Below are 25,975 nucleotides of genomic sequence, written 5' to 3' on the forward strand. Positions count from 1 at the left end.
GCCACAATGGGCCCACGCTCAGGGCCGGGGACCAGATGGGGATGGCACAGCACCGACCACGTTTTGTCGTAGCCGTGCTCGACGTGGCGCAGGCCGTGGAGTCGTACCGGGAGCCAACCCGCCGGATCAACGCCGCCCGCAGCGCATCGGCCGACGAAACCACTGCGGCCGACCTCGGCGCCCTGATCACGGCGTTCGACGTCGACCTGTCCCTCGACGGACCGTTCCTCCCGCGCGACAGCGCACCGGACGCCAAGCACCTCGACCTCCGGTCCGTGGACACCGACGCCGCCGACCGCTGGGGGACGTACGCGCTCACGCCGGCCGCACGCTGCCGGCCGTGGCGGCCGCGAGAGTGCACGCCGCCAGGATCTCGTCCTGACGGCGGAAGAAATCCCGGGCGATCTGCTCCACTGGGCGCGACGTGAAGGCCATCAGCTCCCGAGGTTCGACTCAGGCCGGGCGGTTCGGGCGGTGAGGCGTAGCCGGTCGCCGGCCTTGTCCGCTGGTAGCCCGTAGACGGGCCGGCCGCGAGCGGGGCGAGCAACAGGCAGGCCCCGTCCCACATCGCCGCAGGCCCTTGAGACTCCAACTGCGCGATCAATCAGTGGCCCGCATCCGGGCGGGCGGTCGCGACGATGTCCTCGACGGCCATGTCAATGAGTTCCTGGAGCTGGAGGCCGGTTCTGCTCATCCTGGGACCGTACCTCGGTTGGCCAGCCTGCTCGGCGACGGCCCTCGACCGGACAATGGGCCCGGGTGACAAGACGCGTGGTGTTGAGGGCCGTTCACAAGAGGTGCCGGCCAGCAGCGTTCCCGGCTTGTTGGAGATCGCTTCCCGCCTCTGTGATGATCGCTTCCCGAACTCAGGTTCTGGTCCAACCTCTGTGGCGAGGTGACAGTGAGTATTGTCGGCCGCATGTGATTGGGTGCGGAGAGTTCTGCAGCCATCACCTTCTGGGGGATCGTCCATGTCGCAGTACCCGTCGCTGACCCGCGCCCTGGCGGAGGCGCTCGTGGACCTCGCATGGTTCGTCGAGAGCGCGGACGACGAGCACATGGATCAGGACGATGCGGTGAAGGCACTGGAGGGTGTCGCCGCGGTGGTGGATCGCTTGTCGGACTCCCAATGTGCAGAGTTCCAGCAGGTGATCGAGGCAATGACCGAGGCCGAGACCGATCCCGGTCGTCGTGAATTCCTGGAAGCTTTCCCGGACGGCTTTGGACTCGTGGGGTAGTTGCCGGCCGGTTCAGGCTCAGGACGCGAGGAGAACTCGCTTTCTCAGGAGCGCAAAGCCGGCGCGTCCGCGTCCGTACATCTGTCTTTTCAGCATCTTGATCCGGTTGACGTGGCCCTCGACAACGCCCGAACTCCAGGGCAGGGTCAGCCCGGCGGTGACCGCGGCAAGGTCTCGTTCCAGGCCGTTGACGAAAGCGTGAAGACTCGGCAGGTCGTCAGCGCGGACCGCTTCGATCCACTGCGGGAGCCGGTCTCCTTGGAGCTCGGTGATCATCCTCCCGAACGCGCGGACGTGACCGGTGAGCGCGTCCAGTTCAGGGCAGTGCGCGAGCGCTGACTTCAGCCTGAGTCGATCGTTCTCCGGCAGGGTGTCGGGGTGGGTCAGGATCCACCCGGCGACGGTCCGCGGTGACGGTGGTCGGGCTGCCGGTGCGGTCGGGGTGGTGCGAAACGGCTGTAGGTAGGCGCGGACGGCTCCATAGCCGCCACGGTAGCCGTGCGTCTTGATCTCTTCCCAGAGGGTCCAGGCGTTCGTACAGCCATCGGCCCACCGCTCGCTTAGGTACGGCTTGAAGTCGTCGAGCTTGGTCCTGCGGTTCTGCCACTGCCCCTGGAACAGGTCTTCCGGAGTCGCGGCGTCCGCCAGCCGCTGGACCGTGCGGTAGGTCATGCCGAGCTGACGCTGGATCGAGCGCCGGCTGTGGCCGGCGGCCAGCAGTGCGTGGACGGTGGCGTGCTTGGCGCGGGTGCGGTCGGCGAAGCGGTGTCAGGTGGGCCATGGCGAGCCGCCGTCCGCCGGTGCCCGGGGCTCTGGCTTCCCCAGGGCAGAGTCAGCTGTGGTCGCACGCAGGCAGGGACGATGCCGGGAGATGCAACGCTCCGCGGCCTCGCCGGGGTTGCGCCAGAGGTGGAACCGGTCGGCAATCTGGACGGCGGTGGGTGCCCCGATGCTGGCGCCTTCTGCGAAGAACGGAGCACGGTCACGGCAGATGACCTCGATCCCCGGACGTTCGGCCAGCCAGGCCGCGACTGTGCCCGCCTCGCGATCCGGCAGCAGGTCAACTGGTCGGCGGGTGCCCAGGAGATACCGGAAGGGCCGGCTCGCCCACGCCGCGGTCCGCGGCGCCCGAGCAGCCGTCGTCACCTTGTCCCACCACCGGACGCCCGGTCCGCGGCGATGACGTCAGGCCACGGGACGTCGGCCGGACGCCAGGGCGCGGGCCGGCCCTCGAAGAAGCTGGCCCCGGCTCCGCGCGGACCGGTCCGGGCGGGGAAGACACCCTGCGAGCCACATCGTGATCGGTGCGCCGAGCGCCCGCGCCTCCGTGGGCCGGACAACGGAACGCTGCCTGCCGGGAGCACCGGACCCTGGTCATGACGCCGTCCTGATGGTCGGCGCGTCCGTCTCGAAGGGGCGGTGAGTGACGTCGGGTCCGGGCCACTGGAACACCAGGCGGGTCGACCTCTTGGTCAGGACATCGCCGACGGGGAGGTCGCCGACGGGGAGGTCGTCGTCGGACGCGGTGGCGGGGTGGATCGTCAGCCGGGGGTAGCCACGGCCCCGTGCGTGGCGGTCCCACGCGCGGACGGCGTCGGCGAGTTGTTCGGCGAGCTCGGGGCCCAGGGGGCCGAAGGCGTGGGCGACGAACTCGGCCCCGTCTACGGCGGCCGGGGTGTGGGTGAGGTAGGCGAGTGAGGCGGTGCCGAGCAGCGCGGCCGAGGCGGCGCCACCCGGAACGGCGGCGATCCCGGTGTCGCGCTCGCTCTCGAGCGCGAGACGGCAGAACCCGGGCAGGCGGGTCGCGAGGTAGAGCTGCAGCGTCTCGAACGACTCGCCGCGGGCGACCCGCACGCCGGTGGGCGCCTCGTGCCGCACCCCGAGCAGCGCCTCGTCGAGACCCCGGGTGCCGGGCCGTCCTCGAAACGCAGCTGCAACTCGCCGTCGGCGAGGTCGGCGACCGGGGTGGTGCGGCCCATCGACCCGAGGTCGCGGACGAAGCCGCAGTAGGTCCAGTCCCGTGCGAGCAGCACGTCGCCGTGACGTTGGAGGGCGACGGCGCGTGTAGCCGTGGATCTCCAGCGGGACCACCAAGTGGCCGCCTTCGGTGAGTTGCTCGTGCCAGGCCGGGGCGATGTCCCAGGCGTTGTGGGTGATCACGATGGCGTCGAAACCGCCGCGCGGCACGTGCCGGGCAGGCGCGCCCAGTGCCCCGTCCCCCCGGACGACCAGGACCCGGCCGCTGCCCGCCTCCGCGGTCAGCCGTCGGGTGCGGTGCACGACGTACGGGTCGATGTCCACGGTGACGACGTGCCCGGTCACCCCGACGGTGTGCGCGATGAGCTCGGCGTTGTACCCGCCCGAGCCGACCTCCAGGGCGGTTGCGCCCGGGTGCAGCCGCAGCTTCTCGATCATGTCGGCCTGGAGCCAGGGCGCGGACACCGAACTCGTGGCCCGCCCGGTGCCGTCCCGGCGGGTGACGACGGCCAGGTCGTCGGCGTAGGCGGTGGCCAGTTTCTGTTCCGGGGTGTAGCGATGGCGCGGGACGCTGCGCAGTGCGGCGCGGACGTGGGCGGAGGGGGCCCAGCCGCCGGCGATGAGGGCGTCGGCCATCCGGAGTCGGAGGCGAGCAGCCTCGGCACTCTCACCGGGTACGGGCGGCCGGTCGGCGGCGTGGGGGTAGGACCGGACGTCCGGAAGACCGGGGATGACGCCGGGCCAGACGGCGTTCAGGGCGTGCGCGGCCGGAGCGAAGACCGGGCCGAGACAGCCGAGGGCGTGCGGGTCGTGCCACCCGACGGAGGAACAGGTCCGCACCGATCGGCTTCCCGCCCGGCAGCTCCCACATACCGCGCCTGGAGTACCCCAGCAGCACCCGCCCCGCCCGGTCGGTGACGACCGCGAGAGCTGCCGTCGCGGCAGGGCCCGCCGGCGGACACCGCCGCTCCACAGCAACGGTGCGGGCATGGCAGGGGCCCTGCAGGACCAGTACGGCCGGACCGTCCGCCTCCAGGCGCTGCGCCGTCTCCCACCCGGTCCCCAACAGAGCGAGTTCGCCCTCGTCCAGGGCGATGCCCCGCCGCTCGGCCGGGGTGTCCGTGGCCGTCGGCGTGATCACCACCACCGCGCCACCGGGGCGCAGCCGCTCCCCGAGCGTGTGCAGGACCCGGGTACGGTCGTGGAGGAACGCGACGGCCAGCCGCAGGGTGACCAGGTCGTAGCCGTCGTCGTCCAGTTCGGCGGGGTCGTCGAGCTCGATGTCCAGGCGCATCCAGCGCACCGCCGTCACATCGTCGTGCTCGGTGCGGGCCCGCTCCAGCGCGGCGGTGGCGAGGTCGAGCGCGTCGACGCTGTAGCCGGCGGCGGTGAGGTGCGCGGCCAGCTCGCCGGTGCCGCAACCCACCTCCAGCGCCCGCCCGCCGACCTCGGGCGCGGGGGCGTGCTCGGCGAGCAGTGCCCGCTCCGCATCGCCGAGCGGATGGAACGCCTGGCCGTCGGCGTAGTGCTGCTCCCAGATGTCGAGCGGAACGCTTCCCACGATGCTCCTCGTCTCGGGCAGCGGCGGCCCCGGTCGGTGGTGGTCAGGGTCGGTGGGTGGCACGCAGGCGTGCGAGGGTGCGCCGGCCGCGTTCGAGGAGCTCGGGGTCGCGGTTGGCCGCGCCGTACTGGATCCCGGAGACGGCGTCCAGGGCGCTGTGGACGGTCAGATGCTGCTGCTCCGTGTCGGTGAGAGGCCGGCCGTACCCGTCGAGGAGGGCTTCGGCGAGGTCCGGGCGGTCGGCCCAGGTGTCGGCGAGGCGTACGAAGTCCCGGATGGCCGGGCCTGGTTCGGCGCGCTCGAAGTCGATCACGTGCAGGTCGCCGGATTCCTCGTCCCACAGGAGGTTCCGCGGTTGGAGGTCGCCGTGGGTGGGCACCTCGTCGAGGGCGGGCAGGTCGGCTGCCCTCGCGGTGATCGCGCGGACGAGGTCCTCATCGCCAGGTGCGAGGTGGGGGCGCGCGCCGGTGAGGTGGCGTTCCAGCTTGTCGAGTGCGGCTGCCGGCCGGTAGCCGGGCCGGGCGGGCGCGGAGCGGTGGATCGCTGCGGCGAGTACCCCGATGCGGTGGTGGATCCGCTGCTGCTCGCGGCGGGTGTTGACGGCCCCGTGCAGGGAACGGCCGGGCACCGCGGTGACGACGACGGCCCGCACCGCGGGGTCGACGGCCACCAGGCGGGGCGCGGCCGCGCCCAGAAGCGGGACCCAGGTCCGGTAGGCGCTCACCTCACGGTCGTGGAAGCGGTCGCTCTGGTGGACCTTCACGAACCACTCGCCGCCCTCGGTGCCGCGGGCATGCCACGCGCGGCTGCCCGCCCGGGCCCAGGAGACGTCCGTCCAGGCACTGACGCGCCCGACCGCCTGCTCGGTGAACGCCCGCACCTCCCGGTCGGGCGCGTCCGCGGTCGCACCGGCGGAGGGTACCGAGCGAAGGCGGTCCGCCGCGGGGTCGAAGGCGATCGGGTCGCCGGACCGCTGGAAGTGGACGGCGAACTGTCGGCCGGCCCGGTAGGCGTCCAGTCCGGCCCGGCAGTAGGCCACCATCGGGGACGGAAGGTCGGCGAGCGGGTACCAGTCCATCCTGTCGCACAGGGCCGGCTCCATGATGCGGGGCTCGCCCTGCCAGTGCCGGACCTCGAAGAAGATCCCGATCCGGGCGCGGCCGACCGGGCTTCGATGGTGCACGGTGACGGCGTGGCCGACGTCGGCCCGGTCGATGCCGACGCCGGTCTCCTCCTGTGCTTCGCGGATCAGTGCCTGGACGGCGTCCTCGTGCGGGCCGTCATGGTGTCCGCTGGGCAGGTGCTGCAGTCCTGAAGCGTAAACCTGTCCGGCGCGGCGCGACAGCAGTACCTCGGGGCCGCCGGCGCCGTCGCGGCGCAGGATGAGGTGGACGTCGACGGGTGTCTGGTGGCGGGGTGGTGTGGGCGCGGACCGCTCCGCGGGCACTGCAGCGGGCCCCTCGCCAAGGGGCTCCGCGTGTTGCCGACCCCCCGGCGAGAGTGCGCTTCGTAGCTGTCCGGCGATCCGGGCGGTCTCCTCGGCCGGCACTTCGAGCAGCCCGGCACTCTCCCACAGCAGGGACGCCGTCTGCTGCCGGTCGTACGGCACGCCGGGTGGCAGCGCGGCCACGTGGATGTGGACATGACTGTTGCCGCTCTTCGAGCCGAGGCTCTGGAGGTAGATCCGCTCGGTCGGCACGACCTGCCGGAGCGCCGCTCCGGCGCGGTGGACGACCCGCCAGAGCTCGGCGGACTCCTCACCGGTGAAGTCGCCGATCACGTCCTCCCGGTGCTGGACCGGGGCGACCAGCAACTTGCCGAGCAAGGTCGGGTACCGGTCCAGGAACACCACGTGGCGCTCGTCGCGGAAGACGATCTCGTGCCGGAACTCCTCGTCGCCGGCCAGCATCCGGCAGATGAAGCACGGGCCGGTCCGGGACCGCTGCGCGTACGCCTGCTCGTCGAACTCGACCCGATTCACGGCGTCGCCCCTTGCTCCAGTTCGCCGGTGATGGACTCCTCCAACTGCCGCATGGTCGTGTCGTATTCGGCTTCGAGGTCGATGCCGTAGAGCTCGGCGAGCACGACGACGGACCACAGGCAGTCCGCCAGCTCGTGCCCGAGGCCGGGCCCAGGGCGCGCCGGCCGGACGCCGTCCGCGGCCTGGGTGAGCTTGGCGAGGTCGCCGATATCGCCGACGAAGCCGAGTATGAAGTCGTGCCGCGACCACGTGCGGCCGTGCTTGGCCAAGTTGAGCTCGTCGTAGAGGCCATGGACGCGCATGGCCCGCCTGGTGATCTCGTTGAGGTCCACGATCAGTCTCCGATCAGCCGGGAGTAGTGCTTCATGCACGGCGGCACCGGGCCGATCGACGTGCTGTTCTCGGCGAACGGGACGTACCGGTTGTCCCGGCCCTCACCGAGTACGGGGGCGCTGTCGTTGCCGTCGCAGGTCCTGTGCAAGGCCACGGTGCGCGGGGAGACCAGCTCGTGCAGGTCGCCGAGGGCGGAGGTGGACGTCATGGTGGAGCCTCTCGCAGAACAGGGGAGGGAGGTTCGATGCTGCGGCCCGGCGCCGCACCGCACAGTCACGCGTCCGGCACGGGGCCATCGCCGGTGCCCGCGGCGGGCGGGGCGGATCCGGCGGCGGTGCGCTGCGCGGTCAGCAGGACGGCCGTGAGGGTGCCGGCCTCGGTGATCCGGCCGTCGCCACACATCGCCACCGCCTGTTCCAGGGCGACCCAGCGCAGCTCCATGTCGGCCTCGCTCGCGTCCCGGTGATGCCTGCCGACGCTGAGGCCCCTGGCGAGGTACAGGTGCTCGCGGGTGCGCGCGCCGGCGGGCATCCGCCACATCGTCGTCAGCAGCTCCACCTCGGCAGCGCGAATGCCGGCCTCCTCGGCGAGTTCCCGGCGCGCGGCCGCCATCGGGTCCTCGCCGGGCTCGCACCCGCCACCGGGACACATCAGCAGCCGCTGACCGCACACGTAGACGCTCTCCTCCACCAGGGCGATCCGGCTCCGGTCGTCGAGGGCCACCACGCGCACGCCGTCGACGGACTCGGTGTATTCATACGTCCCCAGGCTCTGATTGGAGCGCTGCACCGCGTCGCGGCGCACCACCAGCCTGACTCCCCTGTACTCGACGGTCGACGAGACCGTGGTCCAGCCGTCGATCATGCTGACTCCTCCTACTGGCGGTGCTGTGCCGGCAGGCGGCCCAGGGTTGGTTGATGCGTGAGGTGGGCGCTGAGCAGCGTCGTGTCGTCCTCGGCGCCGGCGGGGGCACCGTCCGGCCAGGTCGTCAGCTGCAGCGCGAGGAGTCGGCTGTCTCCGGGAGACTGTCGGGTCGGAGACGAGGCGGCCGTGGGTGAACCGGATGAGCTGGTGGTCGGCCTGCCGCTCGGCGTTCGCGGACGTGGTGTCATGAGGGCCGGGTAGACGTGGTCGACGTGGGCGCGGGCGGCTGGCACGGCGGAACCTCTCTCGGGACGCGGCGTCGGTGGACAGCCGAGTGCGTGGGACAGCTGTGTGTTCGCCGCGGCCCGGCCGGCGGTCTGCGGTGGCGGCGGGGGCGGTGGCGGTGGCGGTGGCGGCGGGGGCATGCGACACACCCCCTTTCGTCACGACTGGTATCCGGTCAAGTTCATTGGGTGATGATGGCAGAGGGGACTGACAACCGCCCAGGGCGCGGTCCGGCACCGGCGTTCGACCGTCACCCGCCGCTCCTTCGGCCCGGTTCCGCCGCGGGCCGCGGGCCGGGGAGCCGGGTGGCGTACTGCTGACCCTGGAGGAGGAAGGCCGTGCGGTAGCTGCCCGCGGCGGGCTGGTCCTCGTCGGCGCAGGCGGCCATGAGCTCCTCGTGCGTGCCCTGTTCGACGCGGCAGCCGTCCTTCGGGACGTAGATGAGATCGGCGCAGGCGCTGGCGCTGGCGGCCAGGCGATGGGTGATCAGCAGAACGGTCGCCCCCTGGCCGGCCAGGCGCCGCAGGTTGTCGAGGGCCCGCACCTTCGCGGCCGGGTCCAGCGCGCTGGTCGGCTCGTCGGCAATGACCAGGAACGGGAGCCGGCCGTCCGCGCCGGCCGTGGTGACCCGCAGGTGGGTACGAGCGGTGCCGATCCGCTGCCACTGGCCGCCGGAGAAGTCGACCACGCCCTTGAAGCCCTTCGCCGCCAGGGTGTCCCAGCCCCGGTCCTGCTGTTGCAGCAGGGTCCCCATCCCGGCGAACCGTTGGTTCCATCTGCTGTCGTCCGGCGGTGGACGGCTCCGGGTCGATGCCGTTCAGCAGTTCCTGGACCTGTTCGCGGAGATGTGGGGCCTGTTCGGTCAGGAGTCGTCGGCGTAGGGCGGCCTGACGGCAGGCCTGTCCGTAAGTCAGAGGCCGGTGCGGGTCTGGGCCGGTAGTGGTTGTTCGCGCCGTGTCCCGGCGCACCGGCGGACGTCTGTCCGTGATGATCCGTCACCTTCCCACGGTGACGGAACCCGGCGACCGCTACAAGCTGCCCGAATCCAGGACTACTGGCGGGAGGGGGTGGTTCCGACCGTTTCGACCGTGCGCTATTCCCTCGATTGATCTCGGGCTTGGTGTAGCAGGGGCTCGGTAACTCTTCGGCCACTACGACCGATGCCGCCCACGTTCTCCTTCCCGTTGCTGACCGCACCGCCTTGGCCAGCCGCTGATGAGGACGGTCGAGAGCGAGCAGGGTTGCTGCCCGCCTCGGTTCGTCCGGTTGAACGGGTGGGGATCGGCGGGGAGCGATCGGCGTGGTCAGCGGTCCCAGCTTTCGAAGTGGTGGCTGTCCAGCAGATGGCTCGGCGCAAAGCCGAGCCCGACATCGGTGAGCAGGCGGGCGAGGAACTCGCCCAGGGTGCAGTCGAACCCGCCACCGGTCAGCCACGAGCCAGCAGGACGTCGCGCCTCGGCCAAAGCGTCCGGACCCGGCTGGCGCCGGATGCTGGTGCAACACGGGCCACAGGGCAGGCTCCAGATGGCCGCTACGCAGGTCGATAGGCTGACGGAATGACAGGAGTCCTGGAGTTCGGCGCACTGCTGGCGCGCCTGATGGGGCATCGCATGCTCGACACCTCCGTGCTCTCGACGGCGGCCGGTACCGGCCTGGAGGAGCTGCCGGCCGCGCTCGACGGGCGGCCGCCGACCGAAGGGCTGCTCAGGAACCTCGGGCCGGTGCTCAGTCTGCACGCTGCCGACCTTTTCGTCCTGGCCGGGCAGCCGGTACCCGACGGCCTGACACCAGTCACCCGTAATCCGCACTGGTCGGTCAGTTCGGTCGTCTACAACACGATGGTCATGCCCGCCGACAACCGGCGCCCGCTGCTGGACGCGATCCGAGCGCAGCCCCTGGTACGACGGAAAGGGAGAGGCGGGATCGACCGGCCGCACCACCGGTACGAGCCGGGCTTCGGCGCGGTAATCCTGCAACTCACGCACAACCGGAACCTCAACTGGACGTGCACGGCCAAGGCCCTGTACGCAGTGACCGGCGGGCGGATCTACCTGTCGGCCTCCACCATCGGCGGGATCGGCCGCGGCTCCGTTGAAGTGACCCCGGAACTGGTCGCCGGCTTCGCGGGCCTGCTCGGCATTCCCGCCCCCGATCTGGCGGCGCTGGGCCGCGTCCGCCTGCCGGATGACCTGCCGTCGCTCCATCCACGGGCCGCCGACGTGGCCGCCGTCGTCTGGGAAGCGCGACACCTCACCACCGCCCAGCTCGACGCGGTCGAGCGGATCTCTCGCGCCCTCGCCGCCCGCTGACCGGCTGGGCCCGCCGGGACTGCGGGAACCACGAAGCCGGGGCCGGAACGGCGAAGGCCGACCAGGACGCAGGGCGGTTTCGAGTCGGTAGCGTGCCGGCTATGACGACGCCCGCCACACCGATGCCGGTGCTGCCGACCCGCCAGCAGCTGAAGGACCTGCACAACTTCGTCGACAGCCGGGCCTACCACGCCATCGGCCCCACCATCTGCATCCCGAGTATCAAGACCCTCGTGCGTGAAGATCAGCGCGCCGTCATCCGGGCGGCTGCCCGGGCAATCTTCGCCGCCTCCGAGCACCTGTACCGCACCCTGTGGCACCACCTCGACGAGCCCGAGCCGGATCCTGCTGCCTACGCGGTCTGGGCCGCCTCGTGCGCCCTTGCCACCCCCTGGCACAACCACCCCGACCTCCCCCAGCATCTCCGTTCGCTCCTCGGTCCCGGCCCGCAGCAGAGCTGAGTCGGCCGTGCGAAAACCCATGGCCCGACCGGCTGTCGGGCGGTTGACTGGAACGAGCACGACACCGACAAACAAGGGGGATCCGTGGAGGATCCGGATTTCACGGTCCTGATGACCGGCACCTCCCCTCACGACCCGACAGCCCTCAAAGCGGTCCGCACGGTCACCGGGCTGAGTCTGTGGCGTAGCCGGCAGCTGTTGGACAGCGCGCCCACCACCGTCCGGTCGGGCATCCCGTTCGACATCGCCGCCCGCGCGACGCGGTGCCTGCGTCAGGCCGGCGTACCGGCCGCGATCCGTTGCGGCTGGTGCCGACGCACTCTGCCCGGCGACGACACCCCTGTCGACCCCGGCCCCTGCGCATCCCCGCACTGGCCCATCGCTCACTGCCAGGCCAACTTCATGACCAGCTGCGACTGCGACTTCTGCGAGGCGCACGGCCCTCTGCCCGGGCATACCGCCCATCACGGCCCCTGAACCCATACCGACGGCCGCCGGCCCAGGTACAGCGGGGCAGCCGCCGCGTGCACCAAGCCACAGCAGACCAACGCGCGCGGGGCGGGGACCGGAAGGACGGAAGGACGAGAACCACGCCTCCACGCCCAACTCCCCCGACTCCACCGCGAAGTCCAAGAACTCGGCTTCCCGGGAAACATCCAAACTGTCCGTCGCTACCTCCGCCCCGCGAAGAAGCACGGGCTTCCCGTGGCGCCGAGGCCCGCCCCGCGAAGAAGCACGGGCTTCCCGTGGCGCCGAGGCCCGCCCCGCGAAGAAGCACGGGCTTCCCGTGGCGCCGAGGCCCGCCCCGCGAAGAAGCACGGGCTTCCCGTGGCGCCGAGGCCCGCCCCGCGACCCCGCCGCGTAGTCCGCTGGATCATGACCCACCCGGACGTCGACGAAGCCGTCTCCAGTGCCGTCCACAGCCTGGCCACAAACCCGTTCCGGCCTGCCGCACAGGGCTCCGACGCCCCTGGCAGGGCCTCCGTCCGGGTCCAGGCCGAGGTGCCGGCCACCGGAAGGAAACTGACGTTCAGCATCGGTCCCGACACCGACAACGCCGCACCCGGCACCGCCGCATCCCCGGCCCTGGGCATCGCTTCCTCCGCCCCGTCAACTCCGCCGGGCCCGCAGCCCCGCACCCTTGCCCAGCCCCGAGCCAACGCCAGCAACGCCAATGACACGGTCGACCAGGACCGCACCTGCTCAGTGCCCCGCAACGACCCCACCCAACAGGCCTACCAGCCCACCCCCAACCAGGTCGAATGGGCTGCGGACATGGCCGTGCGCGGCCAGCTGACCAGCAAGTGGGTCCGCCAGGGAGGATGGCGCAGCCAGGACGCCCTGGGCACCGTCGACCCGCAGACCATGTTCCCCCTTGCCGCCCTGACCGGCGCCCCGAGCGCCCACATCCCGCCGCAGGTCCTGCTCGGCATCCTGGCCCAGGAGTCCAACCTCTGGCAGGCCGAGGGCGGAGCCCTGCCCGGCCAGACCGGAAACCCGCTCACCGGCGGCTTCTACGGCCACCCCAAGGCCGACCCCAATCATCCGCAGGACGTGTGGCAGATCAACTGGGACAAGGTCGACTGCGGCTACGGCGTCGGCCAGCAGACCGACGGCATGCACGGTCCGACCGGCCTGCGCACCGGAGACGTCGTCTGGCCCTACGACAGGCAGAAGGCCGTCGCACTGGACTACACGTCCAACATCGCCGCCGCGGCCAAGACCCTGACCGAGAAGTGGAACGAACTCCACGACCCCGCCCTGCCCAACCCAATGAAGATCAACAACGACGACCCGTCCGCCATCGAGAACTGGTTCACCGCCGCCTGGGCCTACAACTCGGGTCTCAACAAGTACAACCCGGCCGCCCCGCTCACCCAATGGGGCCTGGGCTACCTCAACAACCCGGTCAACCCGATCTACCAGCCGGACCGCCTGCCCTTCCTGGACCACAACCACTACGCCGACGCCGCACACCCGCAGTACTGGCCCTACCAGGAAAAGGTCCTCGGCTGGGCAGCCTGGCCGATCGACACCGGCCGCTCCTACGACGACAACGGCAGCCTCAACAAGGGCAACACCGCCGGCTACTCCGCCGCCTGGTGGACGCAGGAGACCGACCGCACCGCCATCAAGCCGGGCCTCGAGACATTCTGCAACCTGCTCAACAACTGCGACGTCAAGAGCCCGCCACGCTGCGAGATCGACCACCTCGGCGCCACGTGTGACCCCCCGTACTGGTTCCACAGCTCAGCCGCCTGGAAGACCTGTAAGGCGGACTGCGGCCACGAGTACATGACGTACAAGACCCTGCGCCAGGAGCCGGGCAACGGCAACACCGGAGCCCCCGACTGCACCGCACCGCCGACCGGTTCAGTGGTCGTCGACTCGGTGTCCGGACAGGCACCGCCCATGCGTGACGGCTGCAACCGCACCTGGAACAACGCCGGCACGCTCAGCTTCCGCTTCGACGCCGACCAGGCCAACCACTACGAGGCCTAAGCCGACCTGCACCAGATCGGCGGCGGCTACGGCGCACACTTCTGGTACGCCCACACCCGCAGCGACGCCAACTCCGTCACCAGCGCCTCGAACGAACTGCTCGTCCCGCCGGACGCGCACGGCGCCATGGCGATTACCGGCACCTGGAAACTCAATCAGCGGTCGAACGGGTGGACCAGGGTCTTCGTCCATCTCCCTGACACCGGATCCGAGACCCAGCAGGCGATCTACACGATCCACATCGGCAACGGACAGACACAGAAACGCATCCTGAACGTCGTTTCCAACAGCAACCACTGGGTCAGCCTCGGCGTCTTCGAATTCACTGACGGGAACGACTTCCAGGGAGCCGAGCTGTCCAACTACACACCGGACGGCGACGCCGTGGAGGACGTCGCCTGGGACGCGGCCGCCTTCCAGCCACTCGCCGCCAAGCCGAAAGACATCGTCGTTCAGATGGGAGACTCCTACGCCTCGGGCGAAGGCGCCCAGCCCTATCTCTACGGCACCGACATGGGCCCCTACGCCGACCAGACCAAGCAGACCTCCCCGGGACGCTCCTGGAACGCCTGTCGCCGCAGCCAGAACTCCTGGATCCGCCAGAGTGTCATCCCCGGCCGGCCCGCCAGCATCGGCAGCATGGCCGACTCCTTCGACACCAGCCTCGAGTACCACAGCACCGCCTGCTCCGGCGCCCTCACACCGATGATGGACACGACCGGCAACGTCGACAAGAGTGGTCACCCTCTGTGGGGACAGATCGGACAACACCACGAGGTGCCGCAACTTTCATCCGGCTTCCTCGACACGAATACCACCCTGGTCACCCTGACCGCAGGAGGGAACGACTCCGGCTTCGCCGACACCGTCCAGAGCTGCGTCGAACTCAGCTGCCCGTCCGATTCGGACGTCAAAACGAAGATCGACCACACCATGGACTCACTGAAAGCCCTCCTGCAACACATCCACGACAAGGCCCCGGCCGCGAAGATCGTCCTGCTCGGTTACCCCGAACTCTTCGAAACCGGTGACATGACCATCGGGTGCTCCGTGATGACCGGGGATGCAGCCACCAAGATCAACAACTGGGCGGACTACATGCGCGACGGCCAGAAGAAGGCCGCCACCGACCTGCGGACCCTGGAGAAGCCGGTACCCGTCACCTTCTACTCACCGACCGAGTTCTACCACCACGGCGTATGCAGCAAGGCCGGCGCAGCCATCAACGACTTCGTGGCCGCACCCTCGACCAAGCCCGGCGGAGACTTCTCCTGCCCCGCATCGCCAGACCCCAACAAGTGGGTGTGCGCGAGCATGGAGAGCTACCACCCGAACAACATGGGGACGAAGCTGTACGCATCCGCCCTGGCGAGCGCGCTGATGGAGGCACGCTACTAGTGCCGCATCAGGCAACGTTCGCCCTGTTGATCACCGTGCGGAGGCGCTTGTCGGCGGCGTGCTTGTTTCGCCAGATGATGTAGCGGCGGATCATGCTGCCCTGGGCCTTGTGGCTGGGGTGGTCGGTACCGTCGAGAGCGAAGTAGCGCAGGGCGGTGAACTGGGCCTCGATGCGGTTCAGCCATGAGCTGTTCGTGGGCGTGTAGGCGAACTCGACGTTGTTGGCCGCGGCCCAGTCGCCGACTCTGGTGTCCTTCTTCGTGCTCAGGTGGGGCGAGTAGTTGTCGAGCACGATGGCGATGCGGGTCCGGGGCGGGTGGAGGCTGCGCAGGTATCGGCAGAACTCCAGGAACCTGGTGCGGTGCTTCCTCGGCTTGATGTGGCCGTAGAGCTGGTCCTTGCCCAGGTCGTAGGCAGCGAACAGGTGCCGCACCCCGTGCGGGCGGGTGTAGGTCGCCCGGCGGCGCCGTCGGGGTTCACGGTCGGGCTCCTTGTGTCTGCCGCCGCGTTCAGCCCATTGCCGGCCGGGGTGGGGCTGGAGGTTGAGCGGCCCGAACTCGTCCAGGCAGAACACGACCTCGGGCTCGCCTGGCTCGGGCAGGACCTCGCCGTCGGCGATGGCGTAGAGGTGCTCGACACGAGCCTTCTTGACCGCGTAGTCGGGATCCTTCGAGGTCTTCCAGGTCTTCAGGCGTTGAAAGGAGACGCCTTCCTCGCGGAGCAGGATGCGCAGGCCCTCGTGGCTGATGTCGTCGACCACCCCCTCGGCGACCAGGAAGTCGGCCAGCTTGACCAGGCTCCAGGTCGAGAACGGCAGGCCGTGCTCGACCGGCCTGGACTTGGCGATCTTCTTGATCTCACGTCGCTCGGGCAGGGTGAACGTCCTGGGCCGGCCGCCCTGGTACTTCGGGTAGAGCGAGGCGAAGCCGTCGCCATTGAAGTTGTGGATCACGTCACGGACCCGGTCGGGGCTGGTGAACGTCACCTCAGCGATCTTGGCCACGTCCATGCCCTGGGCCGATAACAGCACCATCTGGGCCCGCCGCCAAGTCACCACCGACCCCGTTCCCCGGCGGATGATCCGCAGCAGTCGCTGCCCCTCGTCGTCATCGATCTCGCGCACCCTCACACGCTCAGCCACGCAGAGAGCTTGCCGTGACCGGCACCATCCATTCCAGCTCCGGGATCAGTTCACGCCATCCGACGCTTCCTCAGCTCAGCGAGCCACAGCCGAACCTGCTCGTCGTCATGCAGGTAGCCGCCGCCCGGCCCCTCGAAGAGATCGATGCCATGAAGGAGGCTCAACGCCCACCAGGACAGGTCGTCCCAGTCCAACTCGTCCTGTGTCACCCACCCTGCGGCCCAGCGGTCGACCTCGTCCCGCGTCAGCCGACCCTCGACAAGAGCAACAAAACGGTCTTCGATCTCATCGAGGGTCGGCTGCGAAATGGCACTCATGCCCCGACCGTACCGGCGGGGCGAACGTTGTCTGATGCGGCACTAGCCACACCCCGCCCCACCCAGCCGGCCGGGGCCCGTCCAGGGCCCCGGCCATCCCCGAAGAGGACCACATGAAGTTCCTGCGCAGAGGCCTCGCCGTCCTCGCCGCTGTCCTGACGCTGGCGATCGCGGCCTTCGTGATCAACGTCATTCATCAGCGGTCGACACTCGAGGACCGCCGCAAGACAGCAACAGCAGACGCAGAGGCGGGCGCCCACCTGTACGCGGCCAAGCTCGTGCCCGCCTTCAATGCCGGCCCGCAGACGGTCAGGTCGCTCGAGGAACTCGAGCATGGCACGCCCGTCACCTTCGTCTCGGCAGCCAGGGAAGGCACATCGGTGGTGGTCGGCATCAACTCCACAGCCACCTACCCCGGCAGCTCGACCGCATCGCGCGTTGACGCCTGCCTCCGGGTCGTCCTCTCCCGTGCAGACGGATCCATAACCGACCGGGTCGACAGCATCCCCTGCGCACAGATTCACCCCGCAACGGATCGTGACGCCGCTCTCGGTGTGGGATGAACGTGTGCGTCACAGCGCCGAATTCCATGCAGGCTTGGTGGAAAGCCGTGCGCTTGACGGGCACCTGGGCGCCGGCTTACAGACCGGCCGGGTATACGGGCCCCTCCCCGATTTTGAGCGTCCGCGGCAGATCGGTGGGTGGGGATCCCGTACGGCTGCCCGAGGTGCAGGACCCGGCAGGGGGAACCACTCCTGTGGATGAGCTTGTGTGCGGCGTCCGGGACAGTCCGAGCGCGCGGGCTGCGGTGCTCAGGTCAACAGCCTGCGGCAGGACGAATACCTCGCCGAACGGCAGTCAGCTGCCGGAGCGCGGAGTCATCCATCAGCGAACGCAGTGACAGAGCGCCGATCCGGCTGCCCCGCTCGGCACCGTGCCTACGCGCGATCTACCCGATCCCCAAGTAGCCTGTCAGCTTGCCCAGGCAGACGTTCTCCAGCCGCTCAGGCGATACTGAACTTGATCGGGTGATGTCGGGGCCATTCGGCTGACAGGCACCGGACGGCCCCGGTAGCTGTTGGTCGTGAGATACGCGCAGGGCGGCGGCTTGACCGACGCCGAGAGGGCCGCGCGCGAGCGGATCCGGCTGCAAGCCGTCGTCCGCTTCGAGGGCGGGGAGAAGAACAGAGAGATCGCCGCCTTGTTGCGGGTCAGCGAGCGGTCCGTTGAACGCTGGCGTCGGCAGTGGCGGGAGCGGGGACAGGACGGGGTCCAGTCAAAGGGATCGCCGGGGCGGCCGAGGCTCAGTGATGCGCAAATCGACCGGCTTGAGCGGGAGTTGGAGCGCGGTCCGCTGGCTCATGGCTGGGAGGACCAGCGTTGGACCCTGGCCCGGGTGAGAACGCTGATCGGGTGGATGTTCCACGTCAGCTACACCGTGGAAGGGACATGGCGCTTGCTCAAGCGCCATGGCTGGTCGTGGCAGCAGCCGGCCCGGCGGGCGATCGAACGCGACGACGCAGCCGTCGAGTTGTGGAGGAAGGAGGTGTGGCTCCAGGTAAAAGCACCGCGGCCGCTCGGGGAGCCTGGGTGGTCTTCGAGGACGAAGCCGGGCAGACGCTGAGACCGCCGCGCGCCAGGACCTGGGGCCGAGTGGGGTGAACGCCCGTCGTGCGGGTGAAGGGCGGTGGCTCCGGACGGATATCCATGGCCAGCATGAGCTGCTACAAGAAGGGTGAACGCTCCCGGCTGATCTTCAGAGTCCTCCTGCACCGAGGGCGCAAGGGCGAACGCAAGAGCTTCACGTGGCAGGACTGCCGTGACCTCATCGTCCGGGCCCGCATCCAGCTCGGCGGCCCGATCGTGCTCGTCTGGGACAATCTCTCGGTCCATCTCGTGCCGCAGATGAAGGACTTCATCGCCGCGAACGAGGACTGGCTGACGGTCTTCCAACTGCCCTCGTACGCGCCGGACCTCAACCCGCAGGAAGGCATCTGGTCGCTGGTCAAGCGGACCATCGGCAACCTTGCCGTGGTCAACCTCGACCACCTGACCAAGACCGTCAAGCGGAGCCTGAAGAAGATCCAGTACCGACCGCACCTGATCGACGGATGCCTCACCCAAGCCGGACTGATCATGGACAGCTGACCCTGACCAGCGCCCGACACCACTCATTCAATTTCAGTAAGGGAAGTGGAGACTACTGAATACAGTGGGGATACTGTCGGGATTGGGCAGATGCGCCCGGACCTCGCAGTACGGTTGCTCAAGTCGAACTGCGGAGTAGAGGTAACCAACTCGGAGGCGAGGTCGATTCTGGCCCGCGATGACAAGATGGCGATCAGGTTGGCTGCGGCGAACCTCCGAGATCTCAAGAATACGATGGCCCTTTCCGACTCTGCGGCTTATGTCGGCTATGCAATGAATGTCCGGGGTATTGGCCTTTGGAAGGAGGGTAGGAGGGATGACATTGCTGCGGGGCTCGAGAGAGAAGCGGGCTTTGCGCATAAATTTGATCTTGCGGAAAAATTCTGGAGTCAGCAGTGAGGCGTCGAGCTGGTGTCGTGGTCGCGGGCGTATTGGTAATCGTGGCCGTAGTCATTGCGGTCCTGGTTGCCGGTGGAAGTGGTCTGCATAAAATCCCTACAGCAGACCGTTCGGTCGTAGTGGATGGTCGAGCTGCGATCAGCCGGGTTGACACCACCAATCCGGCCGGGGCGGAGGAGTACGAGATCTCCTACCTGCTGCTGCCGGCTCGGGTGGAATCGTCGGTGGCGGTGGACTCGGAGTCGTCGCGGCTTCAGGCGAAGGGTTGGCGTTCCCCGACCCCCGACTCGGATGGCGGAGTTACTCTCGTGAGTCCTTCCGGGGATACCCTTGTATACGTTGTGCTTGCGAAGGAGTTCTCGAAGAACTCGTCCGGTGATTCGACCGTCGCGTTGACTTTGGAAAAGATGGGGGACGATGTCCGGCGAAACCCGAACGGGCTGGTTGTGGAGCTGCAGCGCGTCACACACTGACTGGGCGTTTCAGCCGTAGATGTGGGGGTTGACGCCGCTTTTCCCGGTGCCAGGACTGTCTGCGTCTGGTGACGCTTGGGGCTCTGGTGACGGGAGGGCCGCCGATACACAAATGCCCGCCGGAACTGTGCGCTTCCTCCTGTCTCATCCCTGGAAGCCGGAGCTGGGAGTGTCTGTCCATCGGAAGTCGCGAGGCCTGGGCAGCGTGGCGATTCCGCAGTATGCCGTCATCATGACGGACCGTCGACCGTATCCGAGCGACCTGTCAGATGCCCGTTGGGCTCTGGTCGAACCAACCCTGACCGCCTGGCGTCGGGCCCGTACCAAACGTGCCCTCGCGTTTGGCCGGCCGCCCGAGCACGAGCTGCGCGACCTCCTCGATGCGATCCTCTACGTCGACCGCACCGGCATCCCCTGGCGCTACCTCCCACACGACTACCCGCCCTGGGAAACCGTCTACACCTACTTTGCCCGCTGGCAGAAGGAGGGAGTGTTCGAGCAACTCAACGGCCTGTTGCGCCGCCTGGTCCGCGCCGCAGAAGGCCGCGATCCGGAGCCGACCGCGTGCATCCTCGACTCCCAGAGTGTGAAGACCTCCACGAACGTTCCCGTCGCCGGCCAGGGCGTCGATGTCGGGAAGAAGATCGTGGGCAGGAAACGCAACATCGTCACCGACACCATCGGCCTGCTGCTCGTGGTGCTGGTCACCGCCGCGAGCGTCCAGGACAACGCCGCCGGCAGACAGCTGCTGGCCGTGGTCGCAGCCGAGCACCCGACCATCGGCAAGGCCTGGGCCGACATGGGCTACAAGACCGCCGTCGTCGAACACGGCGCCACGCTCGGCATCGACGTCGAGATCGTCCGTCGCGACCCCACCACCAGGGGATTCGTCGTCCAGCCCCGACGCTGGGTCGTCGAGCGCACCTTCGGCTGGCTCATGAACCACCGCCGCCTGGCCCGCGACTACGAAACCCTCCCAGCCCGCTCCGAGGCCATGATCCACCTCGCGATGATCAGCCTCATGACCCGCCGACTCACCGGCGAAACCACCCCCACCTGGCGCGGCACCTGAACCCCCAGAGTCAGGGACGAAACGCCCAGTAGGCCGGTGCCTTGTCCGCGTGCACGCTGTCCGCGTCGAGGTGCAGCTCGTAGACGGTGGTGCAGTCGGCGGCCAGCGTCGCGACCGGCTTCCCACACCGGCACGCGCGGTTAAGGCCCTGGTCGCCAGAGGGGCCGCCGCAGCACCCCATGCTCGCGTCCACCAGCATGGTCAGGTCCACTGCGTCATCGGGGTGCAGGACGATGTTGCCCCGGGGACCGGCGGACCTCAGCGAGCCCCGCATATCGGACTTCCCGCCCGCGCGGCGCTGCGAGGGGCCGTCCTCGTTGTCCGGGTACGGCTCGTAGGGGGCGCCCCAAGGCTCGGTCTCGATTGCGTAGTGCCCCCGGGGGATCGTTGCCGCGGGTCCCCGGGCTCCCGGCCTCGGCTGGTCGTAGGGCTGTGGCTCCGGGACGGCGGGCAGCGGCGTCAGCGGAGACGTCAAAACCTCGCCACAACCGGCGCAGTGGAAGATCACCATCGGGCATTTGTAGCCGAGCTGCCCCTCTTTGCGCACCCGAATTCGAGTGGCTCGCCCGAGAGTCGAGCAGCGCGCCGGTGGGTGCGGTGCGGCCGCGAGGCCACCCCACGCGGCCGCAGGCCACCGCCTGCGCCTGCGCCCCGCCACCGGCCCCGGGCCGCCCGCCACCACCTCGGTGCCGCAGGCCCCCGGGCCCCTACCAACCCCGCTGCGGGGCCGTCGGGCTGTTGCCCGCCGCCAGGAGCAGCCGGCCTGCCGCGCCCGGCCGCCGGCCTGCCGGGCCTGCCGGGCCTGCCGGGCCTGCCGGGCCGCCGGGCCCGCCGCCGGGCCCGCCGGCCTGCTGGGCCTGGTCGCCGCTGCCGGTCCTGGCTGCTGCGGGCTCGGGCCGCCGGGTGCTCCGGGGTCGTCGTCGGGGCCGTTCCGGGGGTGCCGTCCGGGGTGGCCTGGTGGGTACGGGGTGACGACGTGTACGGCCCGCGGCGGATTGCGCCCGACTGGCACGTGCGGGAGCTGCTGGTGGCTCTGGTGCGCGCTGCGGGTGGTGAGCTGGTGTTCGACGGCGAGCACATGCTCACCACCTCGACCCGGGCGGTCGACGGGGCGATCAGGGACGTCCTCTACGAGCCGCTGCCGGACGGGACGGTGCGGCTCTCGCCGGCCTGACCGCACCCGGCAGCGGGCCCGCTGCCGGGAGCTGCCGGGTCCACCCTCCGTACCCGGCCCATCGCGGCCGCCCTCCGGTCGGGCTGCGCCTGGCGGCCGTTGTCTCGACGGTGCCGGTGCCGGCTGCTTGCCGTCCTCCGCCCGGTGCCGGCCTGTGGCGCGAGACCCGCGCCCGTTCCGCTTCCGCGGGACGGATCCGGTGTCGCCCGTTGCCCAACCTCGCTGACGGAGCCCATAGTTGGGGCATGCGTGAGCTGATTTATCTGTCTGAACGGAAGCTGAGCCAGTTCGTCGACGACGGGAAGGACGGACGAAGGCGGCGCGTCAATCAGATCGGGGCTACCGCGCCGATGGGCTTGGGCGGGCTTCAGGTCGGTCTCTCCGAATCGACGCGCAGTGATCATCCGAGGTTGGCCGCAGTCGTCCGCCATCTCGAGAAGGGCACTCCGGCGCCGACGTCGTTCACCGACGAGAGCCTGCGTCCGGGGCAGTGGGTTCGGTTCACCGCCGACATGAACTACCAGATCTTTCATGACCCCGAGGGGCGCCGCGGCCCGGATCCCGCAGGACCCCCTGCGCTGCTGTTCTGGGATCCTCAGCCGCCCGTCGCCGGTGTAGCCTGGCCCACTCGGCTGCTGCTGCACGGATCGCCGGAGCACCTCGTCGGTACTCGCCTGGGGGATACGCCAAGCGTCGTCTCCCGTCACACCGCAGCGATGTCCGACCCTGTCGGCTTGGTCGACTTCCTCACCGGCCTGACGCGCCAGAGCTTCTCGCAGGTCTTGTGGTACGCGTTGCGGGACCTGGACCAGCGCTATCCCGTTGAGATCGCCGCCAGGGTGAGCGGGTATGCGCGCGTGACAGCGAACGTTAGAGTCGATGACTCACCGTTCAACAACAGAGAGGCAGCCAGAGTCGTGGTGGCGAGCCCGCTGTTCGTGGAGCTGACGAGGTAGCGCGCGGCGTCCCTGGGGGCGTCTGCCCCGTGCCGGGCTTGGGGCGTGCTGCGCCTGGTCGTGGTGCTGGCCGTCAGGCTGGTTCCCGCCCCCGTCCGTCCGTCGTCCGGGCCGGTGCCGCCGGGCCTGGGTGCCCGTGGGGCCGGCCCCACGCCTGCCTGCTTGTCCGTCTGTCCGGCTGTCCGTCCGCTCTGGTTCGGGCGGTCCTGTCCGCCTGCCGCTTGCTGGCTTGGGGTTGCGTGACGGGCTGCTTGTCACGGAACCCGGCCGCCCCGCCCCGCCCCCGGCCGGCCCCGGCGCGGCCCCGTCCCTGCCCCGCCCGTCCCTGCCGCTGGCGCGGGGCTGTTCGGTTCCGGTTCGGGTTCCGGTGTGTGACCTCACTGGGTTTCGAGGGCCGGTGTCGCGTTCGGGTAGACCAATTCGGGTGGGTGGTCGGGTGTTGTTCGGTGGTCTGGGGGCGTTCTGGGGGTAGGTGGTTTCGGTGACGTTGGGTGGTCGGTTCTCCCGGCCGGTCGGGGCTGATCCGGGTCCGGCGGGTTGTTCGGGGGGCGGGGTCGTTTCGGTGTGTTCCGGTGAATTGACGGCCCGTCGGAAATGCCACCGGTTTCCGTCCTGGCTTTGCTTGTCGATTCAGCCGGAATTACCGCCGTTCGTGGCTGTTTCGGCGGGTCGCGGATTTCGTGGGGGAGTTCGCCGGGAGATCCGGCGGGGGAGCGGTGTGCGCTCCGGGCGCTCCGGGGCCGTGCGGGTGGCCCGTCCCCGGAGCGCGGCCGTGTCCGGCGCACTGGGGGGCGGCGGTGGCCGGGCTGCTCCCGGAGCGGGAGCGGCAGCCGCCCCACCCGGGAAAGGCGGAAGCCGGCTGACAGGGGCGGCCCGTAGGCTCGCGCTACCCCAGACAAGACCAGGAGGGGAGACACATGGCCCGATACGGCGCCGACTACCTGAGGCGGCTGCATGCTGCCGTGGACGAGTTCGACATCGCCTTCGAGAAGTGGGCCGCGACCCAGGAGGAGTCGGAGATCGGTAGCACCCGCAGCTTGTTCCCGACGGCGCGGACCAAGGACGGGCAGGATCCCTCCAGGGTGCGCACCCTGGAACTCGACGTGGCCGAGGCAGCCGGTGCCGCCTCCCGGGCGGTCGCCGTCACCGGGGCACAGATCACCGTCGCCGGCTACGGGCCGCTCGACCCCATCGCGAACTGGGCACTGATGTCCGCTCCCAAGGCTCTGTTCAGCCCGCAGGACGTCCGCAACACTGCGGCCACCGTGCGCGGCCGCCTGCGTCTGATGATCGACGAGGCCGAGGCCGCCACCGAGACGGATCTGCCGGCGTTCTCCCCGGCCCAGCTCCACCCGGTCATCTGGACGGCCGCCGCAGCGCACTGGACCAGCCACCAGTACCGCGCTGCCGTGCGGGAAGCCGCCGAGGCGCTCAACGCGCACTGGAAGGGCCGGCTGGCCCGCAACGACATCGACGACACCCCGTTCTGGCAGCAGACCCTCGCGCCCGGCGAGCCCAGCCTGGGCAGGCCGCCGTCCGGCTGTTCCGGCGCGGCTTTCCTGTGTGCGCCGAGACCTTCCCGCTGTAGTCGTCGGCCAGGTGCGTGGAGATCTCCTCATGAGGTCGGACCGAGGGCGGAGGGCGAGGGCATCATCTCGTGCTCCACGGCCTATCCGATTTGTGTGGTGTTCGTGTCTGTCCGGGTGTCAAAGGGCTGGGTGACGTCGGTGCAGGTGGTGTCCGGGTCGGGGGCGGCGGTGGTGAGGAGGTAGGTGGTGATGTGTCCGGTGACGCAGGGGCTCTCGGCCGGGGAGATGGATCCGTGTCCGAAGGCGTCGACGGTGAGCAGCCGTGTGGCGGGGCCGAGTTCACGGGCTGCGTTCTGGGCGTAGGAGTACGGGGTGGCGGGGTCGTGGAGGGCGTTCACCAGGAGAATCGGTGTGCTGCCGGTGTAGGTGTTCCAGGGGCCGTGGTAGACGTCGTCGTCCGGGGCTGGTGTGTAGGGCCAGGTCGAGCACTGGTTGAGGCCGTTGAAGACCTGCGGGCGGCCGAAGGTGGGGGCGTCCTTCTCCCAGCTCTCGGCCAGGTCCGCGAGGCCGTTCACGTCGCGGGGGTAGGGCATGTCGCTGCAGTTGACTGCCGGGTTGGCGTTGTTCCCGGTGAACGGGGTGTCGGCGGTGTGCGGGCGGGCGGATCCTGCGCCGCTTGCCGGGGGCAGGGCGTCGTGGAGGGCCTGCCAGCGCTTGGCGAGCGCGCCGTAGGTGGTGGAGTCGGGGAGGCTGCCGTAGAGGTCGTTGACGAAGGAGTTGAGCGTGACGCTCGTGCCGTCGGCGGTCGTGACGGCGGTGTCGGCGTGGGCGCGCAGGTGCTCGCGGATCGCGTCGAACTTGGCCCGGGGGTCCCCGTTGCCGAACGGGCAGGCCGGCGCGCCGGCGTTCTTGCAGCGCTGGAGCACCGCGCCGAGCACGTCCTCGTAGTTGAGCGCGCGGTCGTGCTCGTAGCGGGTCCCGTCGGAGGAGCGCAGGGCCGGGTCGGTGTTGCCGGTGTTGACGATCGCGCGGACCTTGTCCGGGAACATGTTCGCGTAGGTGTCGCCGAGGAACGTCCCGTAGGAGACGCCGAAGTAGGTCAGCCTGTCGTCGCCGACCGCCTGCCTCAGCAGTTCCAGGTCCCGTGCCACGACGGCCGTGGACATGTGGGCGAGCAGCGGGCCGGCGTTGTCGCGGCACAGGTCGCCCTGGACGCGCAGGGCGTCGGCCTCGTCGGTGAGCTGCTGCTCGGTGACCGGGTCGCGCATGAGCTTGGCGTCGACCGCGTCGAACTGCTGCTGGGAGGTGTAGCAGCGCAGCGGCAAGCTGCGGCCGACCCCGCGCGGGTCGAACGCGACCACGTCGAAGCGTTCCAGGACCGCGGGCGAGAAGAAGTACTCGGAGAAGACGGGCGCGCCCCAGCCCGCGGCGCCGGGGCCGCCGAAGTTCGTCAGGATGGATCCGATCCGCTTACCCGAGTCCTTGGCGCTGCGCTTCATCAGGGCCAGCGGCACCGTGCCGCCTTCGGGATGCGCGTGATCCAGCGGGACGGCGTAGGTCGCGCAGCGCATCAGGGCCGGGTCGACGTCCTTCGGCAGGCCCGTGAGTGCGTCCTGCGGGCAGTCCTCCCACACCACCGGCGGGATTTGCCGGGCCTGTGCCGGTGCGGCCGCCGTGCTGCCCGGGCACCCGGCCCAGACCGCCAGGGCGGTGAGTGCCACGGCGATGCGCCGCACCGGCTGCCGTGTGTCGACGACGGACCCCATGCTTGTGCCCTCCGACTGGTCTGCCCCGTGTTTGCGGTGCTTGAGCCCCGTCGAGTCCTACCCTCACGCGGCGGTACGCGTGACGTGGCCG

30 protein-coding genes are annotated in these 25,975 nt (G+C 69.8%); 16 read left to right on the forward strand and 14 right to left on the reverse strand.

Going from position 1 to position 25,975, the window contains the following annotated elements; translation table 11 throughout:
• Positions 1 to 41 precede the first annotated feature (41 nt).
• Together OH807_RS40965 and OH807_RS40970 are read left to right on the forward strand one after the other, a co-directional pair.
• Complete coding sequence (locus OH807_RS40965) at positions 42 to 428, forward strand: hypothetical protein (protein WP_406210516.1); 387 nt, start codon at positions 42 to 44, stop codon at positions 426 to 428.
• A gap of 543 nt (positions 429 to 971) precedes the next feature.
• The gene (locus OH807_RS40970) at positions 972 to 1,238 is read left to right on the forward strand and encodes a hypothetical protein (protein WP_406210519.1); all 267 of its coding nucleotides are present in this window, start codon (positions 972 to 974) and stop codon (positions 1,236 to 1,238) included.
• Positions 1,239 to 1,256: 18 nt separating this feature from the next.
• Here OH807_RS40970 and OH807_RS40975 read toward each other — a convergent pair whose 3' ends face one another.
• The 10 genes from OH807_RS40975 to OH807_RS41020 form a co-directional block, all read right to left on the reverse strand.
• Positions 1,257 to 1,910: a transposase gene (locus OH807_RS40975; protein WP_406210522.1), complete on the reverse strand. Its 654-nt coding sequence runs from the start codon at positions 1,908 to 1,910 to the stop codon at positions 1,257 to 1,259.
• 96 nt (positions 1,911 to 2,006) lie between these two features.
• Positions 2,007 to 2,384 carry a transposase gene (locus OH807_RS40980; RefSeq protein ID WP_406210526.1) on the reverse strand — a complete coding sequence of 126 codons (378 nt, stop codon included), beginning with the start codon at positions 2,382 to 2,384 and terminating at the stop codon, positions 2,007 to 2,009.
• Positions 2,385 to 2,612: 228 nt separating this feature from the next.
• The gene (locus OH807_RS40985; RefSeq protein WP_406210529.1) at positions 2,613 to 3,851 is read right to left on the reverse strand and encodes a hypothetical protein; all 1,239 of its coding nucleotides are present in this window, start codon (positions 3,849 to 3,851) and stop codon (positions 2,613 to 2,615) included.
• Between the two features lie 31 nt (positions 3,852 to 3,882).
• The gene (locus tag OH807_RS40990) at positions 3,883 to 4,776 is read right to left on the reverse strand and encodes a class I SAM-dependent methyltransferase (protein ID WP_406210532.1); all 894 of its coding nucleotides are present in this window, start codon (positions 4,774 to 4,776) and stop codon (positions 3,883 to 3,885) included.
• Positions 4,777 to 4,819: 43 nt separating this feature from the next.
• Entirely contained in the window at positions 4,820 to 6,757 is a 1,938-nt protein-coding gene (locus OH807_RS40995; RefSeq protein ID WP_406210535.1) for a phosphotransferase, read from the reverse strand.
• Entirely contained in the window at positions 6,754 to 7,089 is a 336-nt protein-coding gene (locus OH807_RS41000) for a nucleotide pyrophosphohydrolase (protein ID WP_406210537.1), read from the reverse strand. The genes OH807_RS40995 and OH807_RS41000 overlap by 4 nt, the downstream gene beginning before the upstream one ends.
• Before the next feature lie 2 nt (positions 7,090 to 7,091).
• The gene (locus OH807_RS41005; protein ID WP_406210540.1) at positions 7,092 to 7,298 is read right to left on the reverse strand and encodes a hypothetical protein; all 207 of its coding nucleotides are present in this window, start codon (positions 7,296 to 7,298) and stop codon (positions 7,092 to 7,094) included.
• A 65-nt stretch (positions 7,299 to 7,363) separates the two neighbouring features.
• A complete protein-coding gene (locus tag OH807_RS41010; RefSeq protein WP_406210543.1) occupies positions 7,364 to 7,954 on the reverse strand; it encodes an NUDIX domain-containing protein in 591 nt (196 codons plus the stop codon).
• A gap of 535 nt (positions 7,955 to 8,489) precedes the next feature.
• Complete coding sequence (locus OH807_RS41015; protein WP_406210545.1) at positions 8,490 to 8,993, reverse strand: hypothetical protein; 504 nt, start codon at positions 8,991 to 8,993, stop codon at positions 8,490 to 8,492.
• 550 nt (positions 8,994 to 9,543) lie between these two features.
• Positions 9,544 to 9,702: a hypothetical protein gene (locus tag OH807_RS41020; RefSeq protein WP_406210548.1), complete on the reverse strand. Its 159-nt coding sequence runs from the start codon at positions 9,700 to 9,702 to the stop codon at positions 9,544 to 9,546.
• 93 nt (positions 9,703 to 9,795) lie between these two features.
• Here OH807_RS41020 and OH807_RS41025 point away from each other — a divergent pair, with 93 nt between their 5' ends.
• The 5 genes from OH807_RS41025 (at position 9,796) to OH807_RS41045 (ending at position 14,909) form a co-directional block, all read left to right on the forward strand.
• Complete coding sequence (locus tag OH807_RS41025) at positions 9,796 to 10,548, forward strand: hypothetical protein (RefSeq protein ID WP_406210550.1); 753 nt, start codon at positions 9,796 to 9,798, stop codon at positions 10,546 to 10,548.
• A 101-nt stretch (positions 10,549 to 10,649) separates the two neighbouring features.
• Positions 10,650 to 11,009 carry a hypothetical protein gene (locus tag OH807_RS41030; RefSeq protein ID WP_406210553.1) on the forward strand — a complete coding sequence of 120 codons (360 nt, stop codon included), beginning with the start codon at positions 10,650 to 10,652 and terminating at the stop codon, positions 11,007 to 11,009.
• 84 nt (positions 11,010 to 11,093) lie between these two features.
• Positions 11,094 to 11,486, forward strand: a complete 393-nt coding sequence (locus tag OH807_RS41035) for a ribosomal protein L7/L12 (RefSeq protein ID WP_406210555.1) — start codon at positions 11,094 to 11,096, stop codon at positions 11,484 to 11,486.
• A gap of 399 nt (positions 11,487 to 11,885) precedes the next feature.
• On the forward strand, positions 11,886 to 13,511 hold the full coding sequence (locus tag OH807_RS41040; protein ID WP_406210558.1) for a hypothetical protein: 1,626 nt from the start codon (positions 11,886 to 11,888) through the stop codon (positions 13,509 to 13,511).
• Between the two features lie 126 nt (positions 13,512 to 13,637).
• Positions 13,638 to 14,909, forward strand: a complete 1,272-nt coding sequence (locus OH807_RS41045; RefSeq protein ID WP_406210561.1) for a hypothetical protein — start codon at positions 13,638 to 13,640, stop codon at positions 14,907 to 14,909.
• A gap of 7 nt (positions 14,910 to 14,916) precedes the next feature.
• Here the strand turns inward: OH807_RS41045 and OH807_RS41050 are convergent, their stop codons facing one another.
• Together OH807_RS41050 and OH807_RS41055 are read right to left on the reverse strand one after the other, a co-directional pair.
• A complete protein-coding gene (locus OH807_RS41050) occupies positions 14,917 to 16,050 on the reverse strand; it encodes an IS630 family transposase (RefSeq protein ID WP_406192289.1) in 1,134 nt (377 codons plus the stop codon).
• Between the two features lie 50 nt (positions 16,051 to 16,100).
• Positions 16,101 to 16,367, reverse strand: coding sequence for a hypothetical protein (locus tag OH807_RS41055; protein ID WP_406192292.1), 267 nt, complete (start codon positions 16,365 to 16,367; stop codon positions 16,101 to 16,103).
• A gap of 113 nt (positions 16,368 to 16,480) precedes the next feature.
• Here OH807_RS41055 and OH807_RS41060 point away from each other — a divergent pair, with 113 nt between their 5' ends.
• The 6 genes from OH807_RS41060 to OH807_RS41085 all read left to right on the forward strand — a co-directional run bounded on the left by OH807_RS41060 (position 16,481) and on the right by OH807_RS41085 (position 20,459).
• Complete coding sequence (locus OH807_RS41060) at positions 16,481 to 16,930, forward strand: hypothetical protein (protein ID WP_406210564.1); 450 nt, start codon at positions 16,481 to 16,483, stop codon at positions 16,928 to 16,930.
• 521 nt (positions 16,931 to 17,451) lie between these two features.
• On the forward strand, positions 17,452 to 17,991 hold the full coding sequence (locus tag OH807_RS41065) for a winged helix-turn-helix domain-containing protein (protein ID WP_406210566.1): 540 nt from the start codon (positions 17,452 to 17,454) through the stop codon (positions 17,989 to 17,991).
• A gap of 83 nt (positions 17,992 to 18,074) precedes the next feature.
• Positions 18,075 to 18,515: a transposase gene (locus OH807_RS41070; protein WP_406210569.1), complete on the forward strand. Its 441-nt coding sequence runs from the start codon at positions 18,075 to 18,077 to the stop codon at positions 18,513 to 18,515.
• 45 nt (positions 18,516 to 18,560) lie between these two features.
• Positions 18,561 to 18,914, forward strand: a complete 354-nt coding sequence (locus tag OH807_RS41075; RefSeq protein WP_406210571.1) for a hypothetical protein — start codon at positions 18,561 to 18,563, stop codon at positions 18,912 to 18,914.
• Between the two features lie 41 nt (positions 18,915 to 18,955).
• Positions 18,956 to 19,387: a hypothetical protein gene (locus OH807_RS41080; protein WP_406210574.1), complete on the forward strand. Its 432-nt coding sequence runs from the start codon at positions 18,956 to 18,958 to the stop codon at positions 19,385 to 19,387.
• 232 nt (positions 19,388 to 19,619) lie between these two features.
• Entirely contained in the window at positions 19,620 to 20,459 is an 840-nt protein-coding gene (locus OH807_RS41085; protein WP_406211449.1) for an IS5 family transposase, read from the forward strand.
• Positions 20,460 to 20,469: 10 nt separating this feature from the next.
• Here OH807_RS41085 and OH807_RS41090 read toward each other — a convergent pair whose 3' ends face one another.
• The gene (locus OH807_RS41090) at positions 20,470 to 20,970 is read right to left on the reverse strand and encodes a hypothetical protein (protein ID WP_406210577.1); all 501 of its coding nucleotides are present in this window, start codon (positions 20,968 to 20,970) and stop codon (positions 20,470 to 20,472) included.
• A 438-nt stretch (positions 20,971 to 21,408) separates the two neighbouring features.
• Between OH807_RS41090 and OH807_RS41095 the strand changes: the two genes are divergently transcribed.
• The 3 genes from OH807_RS41095 (at position 21,409) to OH807_RS41105 (ending at position 24,361) form a co-directional block, all read left to right on the forward strand.
• Positions 21,409 to 21,633 carry a pRL2-19 gene (locus tag OH807_RS41095; RefSeq protein ID WP_406210579.1) on the forward strand — a complete coding sequence of 75 codons (225 nt, stop codon included), beginning with the start codon at positions 21,409 to 21,411 and terminating at the stop codon, positions 21,631 to 21,633.
• A gap of 245 nt (positions 21,634 to 21,878) precedes the next feature.
• Entirely contained in the window at positions 21,879 to 22,589 is a 711-nt protein-coding gene (locus tag OH807_RS41100; RefSeq protein WP_406210582.1) for an SAVMC3_10250 family protein, read from the forward strand.
• Positions 22,590 to 23,506: 917 nt separating this feature from the next.
• Positions 23,507 to 24,361 carry a TIGR02391 family protein gene (locus OH807_RS41105; RefSeq protein WP_406210585.1) on the forward strand — a complete coding sequence of 285 codons (855 nt, stop codon included), beginning with the start codon at positions 23,507 to 23,509 and terminating at the stop codon, positions 24,359 to 24,361.
• Here OH807_RS41105 and OH807_RS41110 read toward each other — a convergent pair.
• A complete protein-coding gene (locus OH807_RS41110) occupies positions 24,259 to 25,884 on the reverse strand; it encodes an alpha/beta hydrolase (RefSeq protein WP_406210588.1) in 1,626 nt (541 codons plus the stop codon). The two genes, OH807_RS41105 and OH807_RS41110, sit on opposite strands and share 103 nt — an antisense overlap.
• Between the last annotated feature and the right edge of the window lie 91 nt (positions 25,885 to 25,975).

Origin of the sequence: Kitasatospora sp. NBC_01560 (assembly GCF_045208415.1) — a bacterium.
Lineage (GTDB): Bacteria > Actinomycetota > Actinomycetes > Streptomycetales > Streptomycetaceae > Kitasatospora.